12 protein-coding genes are annotated in these 17,513 nt (G+C 62.7%); all 12 read right to left on the bottom strand.

The genetic code is table 11. The features are described 5' to 3' along the window. Window positions 1–23 precede the first annotated feature (23 nt). The 12 genes from DDA898_RS06985 to tagH all read right to left on the bottom strand — a co-directional run bounded on the left by DDA898_RS06985 (window position 24) and on the right by tagH (window position 17,511). The gene (locus DDA898_RS06985; RefSeq protein WP_038910677.1) at window positions 24–956 is read right to left on the bottom strand and encodes a DKNYY domain-containing protein; all 933 of its coding nucleotides are present in this window, start codon (window positions 954–956) and stop codon (window positions 24–26) included. Window positions 957–978: 22 nt separating this feature from the next. Beyond that, complete coding sequence (locus DDA898_RS06980; protein ID WP_038912467.1) at window positions 979–2,346, bottom strand: tetratricopeptide repeat protein; 1,368 nt, start codon at window positions 2,344–2,346, stop codon at window positions 979–981. 69 nt (window positions 2,347–2,415) lie between these two features. Next, the gene (locus DDA898_RS06975; RefSeq protein WP_038910676.1) at window positions 2,416–3,849 is read right to left on the bottom strand and encodes a VasL domain-containing protein; all 1,434 of its coding nucleotides are present in this window, start codon (window positions 3,847–3,849) and stop codon (window positions 2,416–2,418) included. Window positions 3,850–3,900: 51 nt separating this feature from the next. Then, entirely contained in the window at window positions 3,901–7,431 is a 3,531-nt protein-coding gene (gene tssM, locus DDA898_RS06970) for a type VI secretion system membrane subunit TssM (RefSeq protein ID WP_038910675.1), read from the bottom strand. Window positions 7,432–7,456: 25 nt separating this feature from the next. Continuing rightward, on the bottom strand, window positions 7,457–8,896 hold the full coding sequence (gene tssA / locus DDA898_RS06965) for a type VI secretion system protein TssA (protein ID WP_038910674.1): 1,440 nt from the start codon (window positions 8,894–8,896) through the stop codon (window positions 7,457–7,459). A gap of 11 nt (window positions 8,897–8,907) precedes the next feature. Continuing rightward, the gene (gene vasI / locus DDA898_RS06960; RefSeq protein WP_038910673.1) at window positions 8,908–9,471 is read right to left on the bottom strand and encodes a type VI secretion system-associated protein VasI; all 564 of its coding nucleotides are present in this window, start codon (window positions 9,469–9,471) and stop codon (window positions 8,908–8,910) included. Further along, window positions 9,471–11,009 carry a sigma-54 interaction domain-containing protein gene (locus DDA898_RS06955; RefSeq protein WP_038910672.1) on the bottom strand — a complete coding sequence of 513 codons (1,539 nt, stop codon included), beginning with the start codon at window positions 11,007–11,009 and terminating at the stop codon, window positions 9,471–9,473. Before DDA898_RS06955 ends, vasI begins: the two co-directional genes overlap by 1 nt. 2 nt (window positions 11,010–11,011) lie before the next feature. Next, on the bottom strand, window positions 11,012–13,612 hold the full coding sequence (tssH, locus tag DDA898_RS06950; RefSeq protein WP_038910671.1) for a type VI secretion system ATPase TssH: 2,601 nt from the start codon (window positions 13,610–13,612) through the stop codon (window positions 11,012–11,014). Between the two features lie 15 nt (window positions 13,613–13,627). Continuing rightward, entirely contained in the window at window positions 13,628–14,404 is a 777-nt protein-coding gene (gene icmH / locus DDA898_RS06945) for a type IVB secretion system protein IcmH/DotU (protein ID WP_038910670.1), read from the bottom strand. Window positions 14,405–14,420: 16 nt separating this feature from the next. After that, complete coding sequence (gene tssK / locus DDA898_RS06940; protein WP_013317145.1) at window positions 14,421–15,758, bottom strand: type VI secretion system baseplate subunit TssK; 1,338 nt, start codon at window positions 15,756–15,758, stop codon at window positions 14,421–14,423. 2 nt (window positions 15,759–15,760) lie between these two features. After that, the gene (tssJ, locus tag DDA898_RS06935) at window positions 15,761–16,297 is read right to left on the bottom strand and encodes a type VI secretion system lipoprotein TssJ (RefSeq protein WP_107768237.1); all 537 of its coding nucleotides are present in this window, start codon (window positions 16,295–16,297) and stop codon (window positions 15,761–15,763) included. After that, the gene (gene tagH, locus DDA898_RS06930) at window positions 16,297–17,511 is read right to left on the bottom strand and encodes a type VI secretion system-associated FHA domain protein TagH (RefSeq protein ID WP_033111721.1); all 1,215 of its coding nucleotides are present in this window, start codon (window positions 17,509–17,511) and stop codon (window positions 16,297–16,299) included. The genes tssJ and tagH overlap by 1 nt, the downstream gene beginning before the upstream one ends. Window positions 17,512–17,513: the final 2 nt, after the last annotated feature.

Genomic DNA, 17,513 nt, shown 5'->3' with positions numbered 1-17,513 from the left:
TACGGCAGCGTCTACTACGCCGCTTATCCTTTGCGGCACAGCGGGCGACCGTTGACCTTGCCGGAGCCGCACAGCCAGCGGGTTTTGCCGTCGCTGATGGTATAGCCGTTGGCGTCCGGCACCACCCGGACGTCGCGCAGGCTCAGTCCGGCCAGTTGCACCGGCTCTACCCCCAGAAACCAGACATGTTCGCCGTCGGTCGCCAGTTTTTCATTATTCGGCAGCATACGAATATCCGCCGCTTTCACCCCGGCCGGAAGACCCTGATACGGCCGCCCGAAGATATAGAAGCCGTTTTTGTCCAGCGCGGCGCTGAACGTCAGACAGCGGAAACTGGCGGCATCGCCATCGGCGCGCTGCTCGCCGCGGTAGTAAAGATTACCGTCAATGGTGGCCCAGCCAAAACAGCTACCCGCGCTCGGCGCCTGTTTTTGATAGGGCACGACGCTAGTTTCATTCTCCACGAAATAGTAGTTCTGTTTGTCGAACGCCTGATTGCGGGCCAGCGTTTTGAAACTGGCGATATCCACGCCATTCAGCTCCTCACCGTCAGGCAGCCAAACATGGTTGCGATCGCGGAAGAACGGAAAATCCAGCGCCTGAAAACTGTCGGCATCTATATCCTGCTTCATGCGCTCGCAGCCGACATATGAGCCGACATTGCTAATCAGAAACGAGTCATAACGCAGTCTGGCGCTTTCTGGCTTGAAACCATCCGGCAGAGGCTGCTGGTTGCAGTAGTAACGATGGCCCGACACCGCCAGCGCCACCCGTTTTTCCCGCAACAGCACCCGAAAATCGTCCAGCTTTGCACCCTCCAGCACCTGCGGATCCGCATTCACCGATACCCGGTACACCACCTTACCTTGCTCAACCTGATAGGGCGGCTTTACTTCCGCCTGTGACGACAGCGCCGCCATGCCCAGCAGCAGGGCGAGATATCCGTTCCGTTTCATACGCTTTCCTTTAATTTTCGCATCACTGTGTATCCGTCTCTTTGCCTGTCGACCAATGCATAGCCAGTTTCTGCCCGGCCTTGATTTCATCCGGCTGCATGGTGGCTTCCAGATCGTTACGGGCCGCAATCGCCTCCGCCATGCCTTCGGTCGCCGCCAGCGAGTACCAGGCGTAGGCGTGAATACGATTACGGGATGCGCCCAGCCCATCCTGCCGCATCATCCCCATACGATACTGCGCCATACGGTTGCCGTCATGCGCCGCGAAGCGATACTGTTTCATCGCTTCCACATAATCGGCTTTTCCGCCCTGCCCCAGCCGCAGCATCTCGCCATACGCCAGCCGGGATGCGGTATCGCCGGTCGTCGCCGCCTTGGTGAACACCTCGCGGGCTCGTTCCAGCTCGCCACGCTTAAGCAGCCAATCGCCCAGTTCACGCTGCGCCGGCACATAGCCGGCCGACGACGCCAGCACCAGATAGTGCTCCCGCCTGGCGTTGTCCGCCTGCATCTGGCTCAGCTTGTAATCGGCTTCGCCGTTGCCTTTGCCGGAGGCGCGCTCCAGCCAGTAATGCGCCTGTTTGTCGTCCTTCGCCAGCCCCTTGTTGCCGTCACGGTAAGCCTGCGCCAGCCACAGCTGCGCGTCGGCTTCGCCGCTGTTCGCCGCCTTTTGATACCAGTCGAGCGCGTCTTTACCGTCGGCGTGCCGCGCCATCCATAACTGGGCCTGCGGTTGCCCTCTTTGCGCCGCCCGGAAATACCAGCGCTCGGCCAGGTCGGTCCGTTTCGCCACGCCTTTGCCTTGCTCATAGCGCTGGGCAAGCTGGTACTGCGCGTCGCGGTTGCCCAGATCCGCCGCCTTCTCTAGCCACCCGGTCGCCTCCTCTTCAGCGCCGGGATGGGCGGCGTACCACTGCGCCACCACCAGCTGCGCCGGTGCGTACTGATTGTCCGCCGCGCGTTCGAACGCATCCAGACAGGCCGCCACCAGTTTGCCCTGATGCTGCGCCTGACAGTCGGTTCCCAGCCGATAGCCGGCCTCGCCGCTGCCCAGCCGCGAGGCTTTTTGCCACCACTGGCGCGCCAGCGGCGTATTTTTCGGTTCACCCAGCCCGGCCTGATACCAGTCGCCCACCTGCAACGCCGCCAGCGCACGGGTTTCCTGCGGTCCGGACAGGTCTGACAGATCCGCCGCCTTTTGCATCCACTGCATGGCTTCGCCGTAGTGCGAACGGGACGCCAGCTGCTTCGCCAGCCGGTACTGCGCTTCGCCGTTGCCGCTTTCCGCCGACTTCAGCAGGTCCGCATCGGACAGCGACGACACCGGCGCCTGACAGGCAGCCAGCAAGCATACGGACAGCGCCGTCAATAATCGTATTTTTCTCATCATGTTACCGTCGTTACCCCTGGTGACATCCGGCGACGCCGCCGGGCGGCGCATCCCGCCCGGCCAGCGGCCTTAACTGCCGCTATCGCCTTGCTGCAACCGGTACAGCCGGATAGTGAACGCACGCAGTTCATCTTCCATGGCGCGCAGCTCCGCCGGGGTCAGCGACTGGCGGGCGGCCTTGCGCGCCTCCAGCGTGCGCAAACGGAGGCCAAACGGCACATCGGAAGCCAAATCTTTCTGAATATCGTAGAGTTGGGACTTCAGGTACGAAATGGTCACCGTGCGACGCTGTTTTTCCAGATCCAGCAGCTGTTGCAGGGTGTCGCCCACCCCGGCGCGCGCCTGTTCGTAGCCGCTGACGCGCGGCGGTTTGTCGCCCTGCTGGCGGTCGAGGGCTTTCTGCCACTGACGGTCCATCTCTTTGACCGCCAGCGAGTCCGGATACAGTTGCTGCATCACGCCTTTCAGCCCTTCGCCATACTGGAACAGATAGAACGGCGAGGCGTTCTTCACCTGCTCCAGTTGCGCCTGATAACGGTTGATCAGCTCGCCTTCCATGCCTTGTAGCTTCTGTTCGCCCAGCACGATGCGCACCCGGCGGATGTCATTGTGATCCGGCGCGGCCGGCAGCGCGTAGGCCGGCTGCTGCAATAGCGCCAGCGCCTCGGTTTTCTGATCCTGCCAGTACTGCCAGCCGCTCACCGCCGCCACCGGCAACGCACAGGTCAGTACGCCGCAGACAAACCAGAACCAGGCCGGTTTCTGCTTACGGTGCGCCTCAATCTTCAATACCGTCGGTTTCATCTGCCCTTTCTCCCGCCCGACCAGAATACTGCCCGACGGCAGCGCCGGCTGGGCTGCCGCCGCCGCGGACGCCATCCCGCCCGGTTCCATATCGGACTGGAAGAACACCATCGGCGGAATCTGCATATCCTGCTGTTTTTTCAGTGTTTGATCGTCAGAGACAATCACAATCTCGGTTTCGTCAAACAGATGGGTGTAGCCTTCGATAAAGTGCAGCAGGTTCTCCACCCGGGGAATGCGGCTCAGGCCGGAGTTGTGCAGCTTCTCGCTCATCAGTTGCAGCGCGCGTTCGCAGCGGTAGACCAGCCGTTTGTGTTCATGGCTGATGGCGTACTGGCGAATCACCTCGCTGATGCGGGCGATAAACCAGTCCAGAATTTCGATACGCGCCCGCTCCTGATGCACCGGCGGCCAGAAGTTTTCCCACTGAGTCACGATCAGGTTGGCGAGAAATTCACAGCCCTCGGTAAAGCCGTTCAACCCGGCCAGACGCGAGCGCGCCAGGGTGAAATAGATGGCGGTTTGCAGGTCGACGCCCTGCTTCTCGAAGATGGCGGTCGCCATATCGTGCACCCGCATCCAGTCCACATCCGGGCGGGAGGCATGGCTCAGCTTGTTGATTTCCGCACGTAACGCCTCGTACTCGGGCAGCATCCGTGGATCGCGGCCCACTTTCAGGGCCTGTTGTGCATCTTGCATATCACATCATCCGGCTACGGGCGCATTCGCATCGCGAATGCGCCCTCAGGGTTAATAGAGAGAATCAGGCAGCTTGAACTGGCTGAACAGGCCACCGGCGAACGGGTTGTGGCTGGCGTCGGTATAAACGCGATAGGTCATGCCGCCTTGTTCCAGCGAGAAACGCACGTCGAAGGTGTTGTCGTTCACCTGCGTCAGCTGGCCGTTGGTCAGCAGGCGGAACATCGCCCACGGGCCGGTGAAGCTCAGGCTGCGCGGCGAGCGTTCGCGGTCATCCGGCACCAGCGTCAGCTTGCTTTCGGCGCCGTCGCGCATACTGTTCGGCCACACCAGCGGCGTTTTGGTCCGGCGTCCGTGGCTGTACTCCAGCAACTGTCCGTCAAGATTCAGTACGCTGCGGCGCTTGTTGGCGGTCAGCTCCACCGGTTCCACCACAAAGTGTATTTCCAGGCTGCCCTGCGCATTGAACAGCGTCTGGCGGATACGGGTGGCGCGATCCAGCTGTTTCACCAGTTCGGTCTGCAACGGCGACGCGCCTTCGCCCTCCAGCATGCCGCTGTCCATAATCGACTTGAGGTTGGTCTGGTAGAAGCTATCCAGCGTACCGCCCACGGCGAAGAAGCGCTCCATCTCGGACAACGGCACATCCTTGTCGGAAGACGGGTTGAACGGGTAACGATCCGCCAGTTTCTCGTTGAACGGCGTCACCACTTTGTCCATCCACTCCTGATTGAGCGACGACATCGCCAGCCCGGTCACCAGACTGGCGCTTTCTCCCGCCAGTTGGCCGACCCAACGGTCCAGCGGCGCCGGCAGGCTGCGGGCATACTGCTGCAACGCGAACACCGGGTCGGCGAACTTGTTGCCCTGACGCGCCTGTACCGCTTTCAGCGCCGCCTGCCCCGGATCGGTGGCGTTCACGATCTGATCCAGATAGTGGTAGAGATCGGTCAGCTTCTGGTTGACCTCCTGCACCAGCGGCCCCTGGTCGCCCCGCCCGCTCAGCGCGGCGTTAATGGTCATGAACGGGCGACCGATGCGGGTATTGATGCCCTGTGCGGTGTCGTTCTCGTCATCCGCCAGCTTGCGGATGCGGGTGTTGTCGCTCACCGTGGTCAGCACCCGCTGGAACGGCTGGTCGTTGCCGGTAATATCGGTCAGGATATTCAGCGCCTGTTCCGGGCTTTCCAGCGGCTGGACGTCGATATTCGCCAGCGCTTTTTGCCACTGGTTGATGTAATCGGTGATGTAGCGGTCGTTCACCTGACGCAGAATTTCCTTGCGGTCGGCCTCGCTCAGGTGGGCGCGCTCACGCTGGCCCAGCACCCAGGCATCCAGCGCGGTCAGGTCCAGCAGCGTTTTGTCCTGCTTGAGGTAGAAATCGCTGAAGCCGGGATAGGTCAGCAGCCGCGGCACCGTGCCCGCCTTGTCGTTGCGCAGGGTGAAGACCGAATCGAACGTCGGCCCCACCTCGTCGCGAATCGCCAGATCCGGCGGCAGCACCTCGTCGCGAATCGCCAGATCCGGCGGCAGCACCTGCGTCGCCTTCATCACCAGACTCTGGTAGACGCGCTGGTACATCGGCAACTTACTCAGCTCGCGCTGGGCGCCGGCGATCGGGTCGACGAACGGCGCGAAGGTGGAGATCGCCACCGTATCCTTCTGCTCGCGGGACTGGTGCCAGTCAGTATGATCCAGCGCGTAATCCAGATGCTGCATCAGCTGTTCCTGCACCTTGCCCTGCCCCGGAAACGCCTTCTGCCAGCGCAGCGCCATGAACTGCTCCACCAGCGTCTTGTTGCGTCCGGAGGCGTCGTCCAGCATCCGCATCACCCGCAAAATAGTGAGTTTCTGCTCGCTGCCGGCCGGCGCCTGATTCAGGTCTTCCAGCAGCCCCTGCATCACCGCCGGCAGGAAACGCTGGTTGAGCATTTGCAGGTAAGAGCCTTCCACGTAAGGGCCGATCTTATCGCCCTGATACAGCCCAAGGTCGGCCAGCATCGGCGTGCGTTCGTGGTAGTTGCCGAACGACAGGGTGGCGTCGCGGATCAGGTTCAGACGCGGCAGTTGCTGATAACCGTACCCCGCCTGCCCTTCCAGTTCGTTGGTGCCGATGAACGCCTGCGCCTTGGTCAGCACGTTACGGCCGGCCTCCTCGTTCACCCGATAGAAATGGTGCCAGCTGCCGATCATCGCCAGCCCGAACAGCACCATGCAGGTAATGCCGATGCTCATACGGCGACGGCGATACAGGCTGTGCAGCCGGTTTTCCCCCGCCAGACTCGCTTCCGGGAAAATCACCTCCGGGAACAGCTTCTGCACGAAGAAGGTATTGGACTCGCCGCGCATGGCGGCGTTGATCGGCTCCGGCAACTGATAACGCCGGGAAGCCGACTGGGCGAAGGCGTCGAACGGCACGCCCTGCTGGTACACCGAGCTGACATACACACCGCGCACCAGAAATGCGCGGTCGTCGCCGGTCGCCAGCGTTTCGTTCAGCACTTCCGTCACGTAATCCTTCAACCCGGCCAGCTGGCGCACGAAGGTGAACAGCGTATTGCGCACGCCGCGATCCGACTGCGTGAGCAGCATTTCCGGCAGGTTATTGTTGAGGTTGGCGATCCAGTCGTCCCAGAAGCGCTCCAGCTCCTCCAGCCAGCCTTTGCCGTGGCTGGCCTGCGGCGTGAACGTCACCCCCAGCACCGCCTGACGCGCTTCCCGGTTCAGCGAGCGGTACACCACGTCAAAGCCGCGCAGCATGTCCAGACGGGTCAGCGCCACGTACAGCGGCAGGCGGGTATTGATATTGACGGCGATTTCCTGCAGGCGAGCGCGCATCACCTGCGCATACGCCTTACGCTCCGACACGCTGGCCTGCGACAACCAGGACAGGTCGATGGTCAGCACCAGCCCGTTCAGCGGCTGGCGACGACGGTTGAGGCTCAGCCACTGCAACAGGTGTTGCCACAGACGGGCATGGCGGCCGGCCGACGGCTCCGCGCCGACTTCCGGCTGGGCCAGCAGTTGGCCGCTAGGATCCCAGATCACCGCCGACTCGCCAACCCAGCTGTTAACCTGCTGGCCGCCGGCCACTTCGCGCAATTCCGCATCCAGCTTCGGGTTGAGCTTGTTGGCCGGGTTGGCGCGATGAATCAGGCTGCTTTTACCGCTGCCGGACAGGCCGATCGCCAGATACCAGGGCATGGCATACAGCGCTTTTTTGCCTAACTGGGTCTGAAACGCCTGCAACCAGCGATCCAGAAAGGTTTGCTGGCTGTCGACGTACACCTGCAGCGGGTCCTGCTCGATAATCTGCTGTTCACGCCGTTCCGCGCGCAATTGCTGCACCCGGCGCCAGACGCGCCAGGCACTGTAGGCAAAGCCTAGCCACAGCCAGACCAGCGTGAACACCACGCGGCCCCACACGCTTTGCAGCGGACGCATGTCGCCGAGGGTCAGCCGCGGCCCCAGCCACCAGGCCAGCACCAGCGCCACCACCCATACCACCACCCCCAGCAGCAGCCAGGACGGTTTCAGTTTCGGCAGCTGTTGCCGCAGAAAGGTAATGATTATTTTCAACATAAGTGACCATTCAACTCCGAATGTCTTATTTCCTGCGGGACGCGCCCAGCCGTTCCAGTCGGCTGACCATTCCCGGTTCCCACTGCATCAGGCCCAGTCGCTCGCTTTCCTGCCACAGGTGCTGATAATGTTGTGCCGCCAGCGCTTTCATACCCTCTTCCGCCAGCAAATCCGCCAGCACCAGTTCGGCGCAAAAACGCTCGCGCGGCTCTTTCAACCGCCGAATACGCTCATCCAGCAGCGACAGCGCCGCGCCTAACCCTTGCTCGGCGCAGCAGGCCGCCGCCTCGGCCGCCAAATCGTCCTGCCGTTGACCGCCGCCGCCGCGTGCCGGCTGGGCGGATTGCAGCCACTGGGCGCATTTGGCCGACAGAAACGGCGAACCGTCGCTGAACGCCAGCTCGCGCAGTTCCGGCAGCCGGGCGAGAAACGCCGACAGTTCGTCGGCGATGGCGCCGGCGACGGCGCTATGCCCCAGCCGGGTCGCCACCGTCGCCGACAGCATGTGGCCGTCAAACCAGTACGGCGCCAGCGTCAGGCTCTGTTCAATCTTGTTCCACAACACCAGGTCAGCCTGCCCAAGCGCGCTCTGGTATTCATCCACCCGGTCGGGCGACACCGGCGCCAGTTGGGTTTTATTACCGCGAGCCGTCGTCGGCGGCGTGGTGATCCCAGCCCAGACCGCGTTGCGGCGCAGGCGATAGCCTACCGGCGCTTCCGGCTGGCGCTCCACCAGCAACGCCGCCACATTAAGCTGGGTCTGCTTCCAGCTACGGTCATCCGAACTGTTGATTTCCACCGTCGCGGCCGCGCTGGTGGTCCCGGCGGCGCTGCCAGAACCGCCGCTGGCGGCAGCGGCGCTCCCGCTCGTTCCACCCTGCGCGCCAGACGCCGGCTCCGCCGCCTGATTGGCTTTCTCCTGCGCCTGATGACGTTGCCGGGCGCGTTGAAGCGCCGCCGCCAGTTCGTCGGTCAAGTCAGCCTTGTCGGCGGCCAAACCGCTCCAGCGTACCGCCAGTTGTTCCGCCAGTTGATGCAGTTGGCTCAGCTCCGCTCCGGAGGCGTTTTCCGCCACGCGGGGCAGCACGCCCTCAAAACGGCGGATGATCTGCACCATCAGCTTCTGTTTTTGTACCGGACTGGCGGGGAACGCCAGCGTCCAGTAAGCCTCCAGCCAGCTGTCGAGCAGCATGATGGCGGTGGCGAACGGGGTGGCCTTGGCCGGGTGCTGTAAACAGCGCAGCAGTTGCACCAGCACGCGCATGTCTTTGGTGCGGCTCTCCAGCAGCGTCAGGCACTGACCGGCGACGGCGTTGAGATCCACCTGGCTGTGCGCCAGCGACCCCAGCTTAACCAGCTCGGTTTCCACCTGTTCCCACAGCGGATCATCCGCCGCCACCGCCGCCCGCAGCGCCTCGTCGGGCAGGGTCGTCAGCAGTCGTTTACACCAGGGGTGTGCATGCATACTCATCGCCTCTACCAGCGGCACTGCTGACGCAGCGGCGCCAGCGCCTCGCCCAGCCCGGTGAGATCGATGCGCAGCACATGATCCTGCTCGCCATTCAGCACCAGCTCCTGGTGCCCGACCCAGCGTTTGAGCGTGTCGATCGCCGGCAGGCCGCGGCCAAATTCCAGCAACGTGCCGCGATTGCGCACAAACCAGTTATCCGGCGCGCTGGCGCCGTCAAGCTGGGAGGTGACGTTGTCGCCCGGCCACGGCTGGCTGAGCGTCAGTCGCAAATGGGTAATGCTGCTGGCGCAGCTGATCACCAGCGTGTTGCCGTCCGCCAGCGTCCGCGTCAGCGTCAGGTCGCCATTGGTCGCCTCGCGGTTGAGATGAAACGCGTTCTCCCCCACCGCACCATTATTCGGGGCGGGCGGCGAGGCGCCGGCGCGTTCCGTTTCGCGTCCGAGCGCGTCGTAACAGGCCAGACGCACCTGCGGCGACGTCTCATTGCGGCACTGTTCCCACAGTGATTGCCAGGCGGGATCGGGCGAGCCGACTGCCGCCATCAGCAGCGGCACCATCGTCAGCATCATCAGTTCACCTCCAGTTTCTGGCACTTGTGATCCAGGGTTCGTTTGGGAATATTCAGGCTCTCCGCCACCAGCAGCCGGTTGCCCTGAAACTGGCGCAGACGCGCCGCAATCACCGCGGCTTCATACTGCTGAGTGGCGAGGCGCAGATCCTGAATATGGTGGAAAGCGTCGCTATCGGCGGCGGCTCCGTTACATACCCGCTCGTGCAACTCCGGCGGCAACGATTCCAGACGAATCGGCTCGCCTGCCGGCGTATGCGCGCAGGCCACCTCCAGCAGGTTCTTCAGCTCACGTACATTGCCGGGGAAGTCATACCCCACCAGTTGCTTGAGAAACGTGCGATGCAGCGGCCCCAGCTGTTTCTGCTGCTGGCGGGCGAACAGCCCGATAAAGTGTTCGCACAGCAGGCTGATGTCATCCGGGCGATCGCGCAGCGGCGCTACCTGCACCAGACACTGGCACAGGCGATGATAGAGATCCTGACGGAACTGGCCTTCGGCCACCCGCTGCTCCAGCGGTTGATGCGTGGCGGCGATCAGCCGGAAATCGGAATGTTGCTCCTGCCCGGCGCCCAGCGGCCGGAAACTGTGCGTTTCCAACACCCGCAACAGCTTGGCCTGCATCAGCGGCGGCATATCGCCCACTTCATCCAAAAACAGCGTGCCGCCGTTGGCTTGCGCCACCAGCCCGACCTTGTTGCTCTGCGCGCCGGAAAACGCGCCTTTCTCGTAGCCGAACAGCTCGCTTTCAATCAGGTTTTCCGGAATAGCGGCGCAGTTGATGGCGATGAACGGGCGCTCGGCGCGCTCGGAACACTGGTGCAACAGCCGGGCCACCACGTCTTTGCCGGCGCCGGTTTCGCCGTGAACCAGCACCGATAACCGGTGGCTGGCCGCCTGACAAATCTGCTGGTGCAATTGCCGCACCGCGCCGGACTGACCAATCAGCCCGGCGGCCACCCGTTTTTCCCGTTCGCGCCGCAGCGCGCCTTGGTCTTTAATCTGGCGCAACGAATCACGCAGCGCGGTCTGTTCACGTCGGCTGTGGCCCAGATCGCGGATCAACGCCAGTTGACTACAGAACACCTGCGCCAGCTGCGCGCAATCGCCATGCTGCCCCAGCGTCTCTAGCCGCTCCGGCGTATCCAGCAGCGCCAGCACCGCCAGCGGTTTACCGCTGTCCGCCTGCAACGGCATGGCGTACAGCCCGCAGGCGGCGCCCGCGTCGGTCAGCAACTGGCGAAAACCGCCATGCTCGATGCGCGCGCCGCCGTACAACGACGTCCAGCTGCGCGTTTGATTCTTGAGCAATACATAAGCCAGCGGATGACTGAAATCGTCCACGCCGAGCGACAGCGACAGCGGCGTGCGATGCACCCAGCCGCTGCATATCAACTGGCGCCCGCTGACATCCACCATCCCCAGCAGCGCGCCCTGCGGCTGCCATGCGGCACGCAGCGTGCTCATCAGCCAGTCGCACAGGCCGGCTTCATCCCGGTGACGGGTCAGCGAGAACGCCAGTTCAAGGGCTGATTGCATGCTCAGCCCTCCACCTCGGACCGGAACTGGCCGTCTTCCACCCGGAAATCAATGCGGCTGACCGGCTGTCCGGCCGACAGGCGTTGCAGCAATTGCAGCGACACCGGCGGCAACAGCGCGCCGTCGATCACCGACTCCAGCATGCGCGCGCCGTTCTCGCTGCGGTTCGCCAGACGCAAAATCTCTTCCGGCACCGCCGCGTCGATCAACACCTCGGCGCCAAAGCGCTGTTGCAGCAACGTCACCAGACGGGACAGTTTGCCCTGCACGATCTCCACCAGCGTGTCGTGATCCAGCGGCAGATAAGGAATCACTTCCATACGCGCCAGCAACGCCGGTTTGAAGAACGCCGCCAGTTCCGGATAGAGCGCATCCAACAGTTCGTTCTGTCGATCCGCAAAATTGACAATCGTCTGGAACCCCAGGTTGGAGGTCAGGAAGAACACCACGTTGCGGCAGTCGATCACCCGCCCTTCGCCGTCCGCCAGTTCGCCTTTGTCGAACGCCTGATAGAACAGGTTGAGCACGTCCGGGTGGGCTTTTTCCACTTCATCCAGCAGCACCACCGAATAGGGTTTCTGGCGAATGGCCTCGGTCAGCACCCCGCCCTCGCCAAAGCCGACATACCCCGGCGGCGAACCGATTAAGCGGGAAACCGTGTGTTTCTCCTGGTACTCGGACATGTTGATGGTGGTGAGATAATTACGGCCGCCGAACATCAGATCGGCAATCTGCACCACGGTTTCGGTCTTGCCCACGCCGCTCGGCCCCACCAGCAAAAACGCGCCCAACGGTCGGCCGGGACGGCGCAGGTCGGCGCGGGCGGTCAGCAGGTGCTTGTGCAACTGGGCGATCGCCAGCTGTTGCCCTTTGATGCTGTCGCCGAGGTAATCCGGCAGGCGGGTAACCACGTCGAGCTCGCCCTGGGAAATGCGGTTCAACGGCACCCCGGTCCACTCGGCGATCACCGACGCTATCTGGGTTTTATCCACATGCGGGGACACCAGCACCGACGGTTGTTGCAGTTCGGCCAGCGCCCGCTCGCTATCGGCCAGTTCAGCGGCCGCGGCGGCGGCATCGAAATCTTCCGCCGGTTCATCGGCCAGCAACGCCGTGCGCAGGGCGACAATCTGCTGCACCAGCGTTTTTTGACGCTGCCAGTCGGCTTCCAGCTGCGCCAGCGTCGCGGCGTCCGCCTCGCTGGCGTCACGCAGCGTCGCCAGCCGCTCCGCCGTGTCGCCAAGACCGATGCGGCCCTGACGCTCCAGTTGGGCGATCTCCAGCGCCTGCTGATGCAAACGGGTCTGCAACTGGCTGACCGCGCGCGGCGGCGTAGTCAGGTTGATGGCGACGCGCGCGCAGGCGGTATCCAGTACGTCGATCGCTTTGTCCGGCAGCTGACGCCCCGAGATATACCGGGCGGACAGATTGGCCGCCGCCTGCAAGGCTTCTTCGTCGATCAACACGCCGTGCGATTGTTCGTAAATGCTGCGCAGCCCGCGCAGAATCACCGTGGCTTCGTCAACGTTCGGCTCGCCCACTTTCACCAGTTGGAAGCGACGCGACAGCGCGGCGTCTTTTTCCACGTATTTCTTGTATTCGCTCCAGGTGGTGGCGGCGATGGTGCGCAGTTCGCCGCGCGCCAGCGCCGGTTTAAGCAGGTTGGACACGTCCAGCCCGCCGGCCTGATTGCCGGCGCCGATTAAGGTGTGGGCCTCGTCGATGAACAGGATCACCGGTTTCGGCGCCTCTTTGACTTCCTGCATCACCCCTTTGAAGCGTTTCTCGAATTCGCCTTTCACCGAGGCGCCGGCCTGCATCGCGCCCAAATCCAGCGTCAGCAGTTCCACGTCGCGCAGCCGCTCCGGCACCAGCCCGGCGACGATGCGCAGCGCCAGTCCTTCAATCAGCGCGCTCTTACCCACCCCGGCCTCGCCGACCACGATCGGGTTGTTTTTACGGCGACGGGACAGAATGTCGATCATCAGGTCGATTTCATGATCGCGGCACAGCACCGGGTCTAACTTGCCCTGACGGGCGGACTCGGTGACATTCTGGGTATAGCGGGACAGCTGGGTGGTGGCTGCGGCCGCCTGATCCGGCGTCGCGCCGGCGGCGGCAATCACCTCGGTTTCCGCCGAGTCTTTCACCCATTCGTCAAACTGCTGACGCAGCAGTTCACGGTTAATCTGCGCCAGTTGGCGGGTCACCGTGGCCGACAGATAGCGCGTCGGAGTCATCAACAGCACCAGCAGCAGCACGCCGCTGCGCAGACGGGCGTGCTGGAGTTCAGCCGAAGCCAGCAGCCAGCTGTCCTGCAACCACTCCACCAGCAGCGGCGAAAACGAGGGATAGCCCGACTCAAACCCTTTGTCCGCGGCATTCGGTTGCAGCAGAGCCGCCAGTTCGTCGGCCTCCATCCCGGCGCGTTTGAGGATCTGGCGCACGTCGCACAACGGCGTCTCCAGCATTTTCAGCAGCAGGTGCTCAATGCGGATCTCCGCGCCCTGATGCTGAATGCACAGCGCCGCCGCCTCTTCCATCATGTGGCGGCACAGCGGGTTGAGTCGCTCAACCAGGATCGGCAGTTCGATTCGAATCACGAGAATACGCTCCTGTTATTGTAATAATTCTCCCAGTTGACGCAGCACGTCCTGGGTCTGGTTGGTTAGCTGGTAGTGATAGAGGCCAAACGCCGCGGCCATCACCACGCACAGGCCGATAAACAGGGTGCGCAGCGAAATCTGTTTACGCAGTTGGTAACGGGAAGACTGCTGCCCCAGATTGAGGTGGAACACCGTCGGCGTATTTTCCGGCTCCGGACGCAGGGTGTCGTGCAAGCGGCGCACCACCCGATCCAACTCTTCGCGCCCCTGCGTCATCACCCGGTAGCGGCCTTCAAAACCGAGGCACAGACACAGGTAGATGAATTCCAGAATGTCGCGGTAGCGCGCTGGGTCATCCAGCAGCTTCTCCAGCAGTACGAACACCTTCTCGCCGCCCCAGGTTTCATTGTGAAAACGGGTAAGCAGCGAATGGGCGGACCACACGCTCTGACCGCCCCACTCTCGCCCCATCACCGCTTCGTCAATGAAGGTGCACAGAATGTAGCGGAACGACAGAATCACGCCGTTCTCGTAACCGTGGGAATGCAGTTCCTGCTCGATAGCCTGAATTTCGGACTGCACGCGCTGGTATAGCTCCGCCACGCCGTCGTATTCCGACAGCTGACGCACACGCTCCACCATGCCCAGCAGCGGGGTAACGGCGTCGATCATCGGGTTGATGCTCTGCCCGCGCAGGCGAAACCAGTAATCGGAATCCATATCCAGTTGCCGGGCGTTGTCATACAGCAGGTCGCCCAACTGATCGCTTTTGATGATGTCGGTACTCACGGGTTCCTCCTGTTAACTACTGGCCGCGGATGGCCCACAGTTGCATGTCCAGTTCCGGGAATTCGCCGGCGATGTGGAACGCCAGCGTGTTGCTGGTGACCAGCGATTTCCAGGCCGGGCTTTGCCTGTCCAACTGAAAGTAGCTGTAGCCGGCGTGATACGGCAGTTGGCGCGGCGCCACCGGCAGCGGCAGCAGCGGCACGCCGGGCAGTTGCAGGCTGATGAGTTCGCGGATTTTGTCGCTGGAAGCGATCTTGGTTTGCTGCAACAGCTGTTTGCGCAGATGCTCCTGCGGCATACGGGCGCGCACCGCCAGCACAAATTCGGCGCCGGCCATCAGTTCGGCGTCGCCCACCAGCGCCACCCGCACGCCGTAAGGCTGCGCCTTCATCTGAATCGACACTGCGCGTGGCGACAGCACGGTGCTCAGCGCCTGACGCAGCGCCATCATCAGCGGCTCGAAGCTGGATTGCTGATGCTCGTGGCGGTAAGCGGCAAACTCCGGCGGCAGGCGCGATTCGTCGGTAAAGGTCATCAGTTCGCCGCACAGTTGCACCAGCGCTTCGTGCAGCCGCTCCGGGTGCAACGTACCGAGGCGCGCCAGATGCGACAGCTGCGGCTGAGCGCGGTTAAGCAGTTGCAGCATCATGAACTCCGCCACGTCCGCCACCCCTTGCTGACCGGGTGCGGCGATACGCTGGGCCAGGCTGCGGGCGCGTTCCGCCACCAGACCGGCGGACTCGCCCAGAAAGCGTTTCAGGCTCGGAATGGCGGTGACGCTGATGCTGCACGGCATGAAATTGGGGTCCAGCACCAGACCGCCGTCCGGCCGCTTGTCGAGGATGTTGGCGATCGCCAGCGAGGCGTAGGCGCTGCGGTCATCGCGCTCCAGCATCAGCCGCAGGCTGACCTTGCCCACTTCCATCGACACCACGTCGCCGCCTTCGCTGTGCAAATCGCGCACATCGTGTCGATGCGACTGCAGGCGGGTGGCGATGCCGGCGCCCGTCTGCCCCACTTCGCTGACGCCGTTCACCGCCAGCGGCAGCGCCAGATACACTTTCTGGTTAGCCAGCGCCACATCGGTGATCTCCAGCGGTTGCGGCAGCGCGTCATCCCCCGGAATGTTGAATACCGTGCCGTCCGGCATCACCCCGGTGGCGTTAACCAGCGCAATGCGCCCGAAGTTGAGGTATTCCTCGTTGATCGCCAGTGATTGCAGGCCGTAAAAATAATCACTGAGCGCGCTGAGGCGTGCATGCAGCGCGTAGTCCGTGTGTCTTTGCTGTTGCTGGAAATGCTGCGGCTTGATGAACAGCCCTTCCCGCCAAATAATCCGATTTCGGCTCGACATAGTTATTCTTCTTCTTGATCTTTCTTGATTTCGACTTCTTCACGGCGCAGATGCACCAGAAGCTGATAAGTGCGGCCGGTGTTTTTCAGCTTGATCACCTTGCGCCACTCGGCGCTGTCCGGGTCGGCGTACTTGGCGATCACCCCGATGTAATGCACTTTTTCATCCAGCTTGACCGGCGGCAGGTATTTGAACTGCCCCGGCAGCAGCGTGTAGTCCTGATGGCTGAGGTAATTCTTGGCCAGCGCTTTTTCGATATCGGTGGTCACCTGGTCGTAATCGGTAGCAAGCAGGCGGGAGTCTTCCGCCAGCATTACCAGTTGAAACTCGACTGGCGCGGCTTCGCCGCTCTCGCTGGGGTTGACGTCCGGCTCCGCCACCAGACTGAAACCGACGGTGGACGGCTGGTTATCGTTGCTGCCTATCTGAATATCCGGATTGGCCGCCACCTTCGCCATCTTGCCGATCGTGGAACAGCCGGGAAGCAGCAGCATCAAGGCACATAACCACCCGATTCGCAGCATTAAGACTCGCAGCATTATTTCTGCTCCTGCTGCTGGCGAACCGCGCGGTCATACGCCTGCGCATACACCTGATGGAACAGTTTCTGGAACCCTTGCTGACGCGGCGAGGTCAGTTCACGGTAATAGTGCTGGTACATCTGCCACGCCCAGCCGTCGTCCAGCGCCTGACGTTCGCCGCTGCGGCGATAATGTTCGAAACGGCCCAACAGCGCCGCCGGTGAAAACGCCTGCAAAATGCTTTCCAGCGCCACGGCGATCGCCTGCTGGTTGGCCCGATGATGCGCCTGCATATTGCTGAGCACTTCGCTGACCGCCGCGGGCGCGGACAGATGCACCGGGCTTTTATCGTCGGCGAACAGCAGCGACAGGGTATCGGTGTAATCCAGCCCCAGCCGCAGCGGGTTATCTTCGATCGGCCGCAGATGGGTGTCCGCCAATGCCGCCTGATCGGCCTGCAGCGTCAGCAGACCTTCCACCATCGCCTTCAGGCTTCGGCCCATCTCTTCGAGCATGTCGCGCAGTTGCTGCTCATCACCGGTATTCAGCGATACGCCCAGCCCGCGCAGCAGCGGCGCCAGCGTCACTGCGTCAACCTGCCCGCCCAGACCCGCCCCGGCGTGCGGGCTATCAATGGTCGGTAATTCCACAAATTTCTGATCCATGGTGTCCTCAACGGCAGAAAAAGAAGAAAGCGAGGCCGGCAGTTCGTCGCCGCGCTCACCCTCCGTTGCCAGCGGCGAGCGGCTCTGTTCCTGCTGCAACGCCCACAACGGGTCATTAAATCGGCTCGCCGTCGTCTCTTCGACGGTCGGGCTGTGTCGTTCTTCGTCAAGCCACCCTTCCAGCACGTCGCCGGGGCGCTGCCCCAGCACCTGATCGATGTCCTGCTCGCGCGCCGGATCCTCAAGGTAGACCCCCAGCCGGAACGGACCGATCACCAGTTCGTCACCGTGCTCCAGACTCACCCGGCGGTCACGGCCGATGGGCGACAGCGCGCCGTTGATGAAGGTCTGGCCGCTCAGGTCGCACACGCAGAAATGGCCGTCCTGTAATTCGATGCGCGCATGTTCCGGCAATACCGCTCCCAGCCGGTCGCGCAGTTGCCATTGATCCTTTTCCGACGCGCCCAGCGTGCCGCCGCGGTGATCAAACCGGTGCTGCACCTGCGAATTGATATCCAGCTGTTCGCTGTTGAGCACCACCAGCGTGAGTGGGTTGTTTTCGTTCACAA

Origin of the sequence: Dickeya dadantii NCPPB 898, from assembly GCF_000406145.1 — a bacterium.
Taxonomy (GTDB): domain Bacteria; phylum Pseudomonadota; class Gammaproteobacteria; order Enterobacterales; family Enterobacteriaceae; genus Dickeya; species Dickeya dadantii.
The sequence above is the reverse complement of the archived record's forward strand: the minus strand, read 5'-3'. Positions and strand labels throughout refer to the sequence as shown.

Coding starts and splice junctions, on each gene's coding strand:
- DDA898_RS06975 (WP_038910676.1), bottom strand. CDS start 3,849: ATGCAAGATGCACAACAGGCCCTGAAAGTGGGCCGCGATCCACGGATG.
- DDA898_RS06980 (WP_038912467.1), bottom strand. CDS start 2,346: ATGATGAGAAAAATACGATTATTGACGGCGCTGTCCGTATGCTTGCTG.
- DDA898_RS06955 (WP_038910672.1), bottom strand. CDS start 11,009: ATGCAATCAGCCCTTGAACTGGCGTTCTCGCTGACCCGTCACCGGGAT.
- vasI (WP_038910673.1), bottom strand. CDS start 9,471: ATGATGCTGACGATGGTGCCGCTGCTGATGGCGGCAGTCGGCTCGCCC.
- tssM (WP_038910675.1), bottom strand. CDS start 7,431: ATGTTGAAAATAATCATTACCTTTCTGCGGCAACAGCTGCCGAAACTG.
- DDA898_RS06985 (WP_038910677.1), bottom strand. CDS start 956: ATGAAACGGAACGGATATCTCGCCCTGCTGCTGGGCATGGCGGCGCTG.
- tssA (WP_038910674.1), bottom strand. CDS start 8,896: ATGCATGCACACCCCTGGTGTAAACGACTGCTGACGACCCTGCCCGAC.
- tssJ (WP_107768237.1), bottom strand. CDS start 16,297: ATGCTGCGAGTCTTAATGCTGCGAATCGGGTGGTTATGTGCCTTGATG.
- tssK (WP_013317145.1), bottom strand. CDS start 15,758: ATGTCGAGCCGAAATCGGATTATTTGGCGGGAAGGGCTGTTCATCAAG.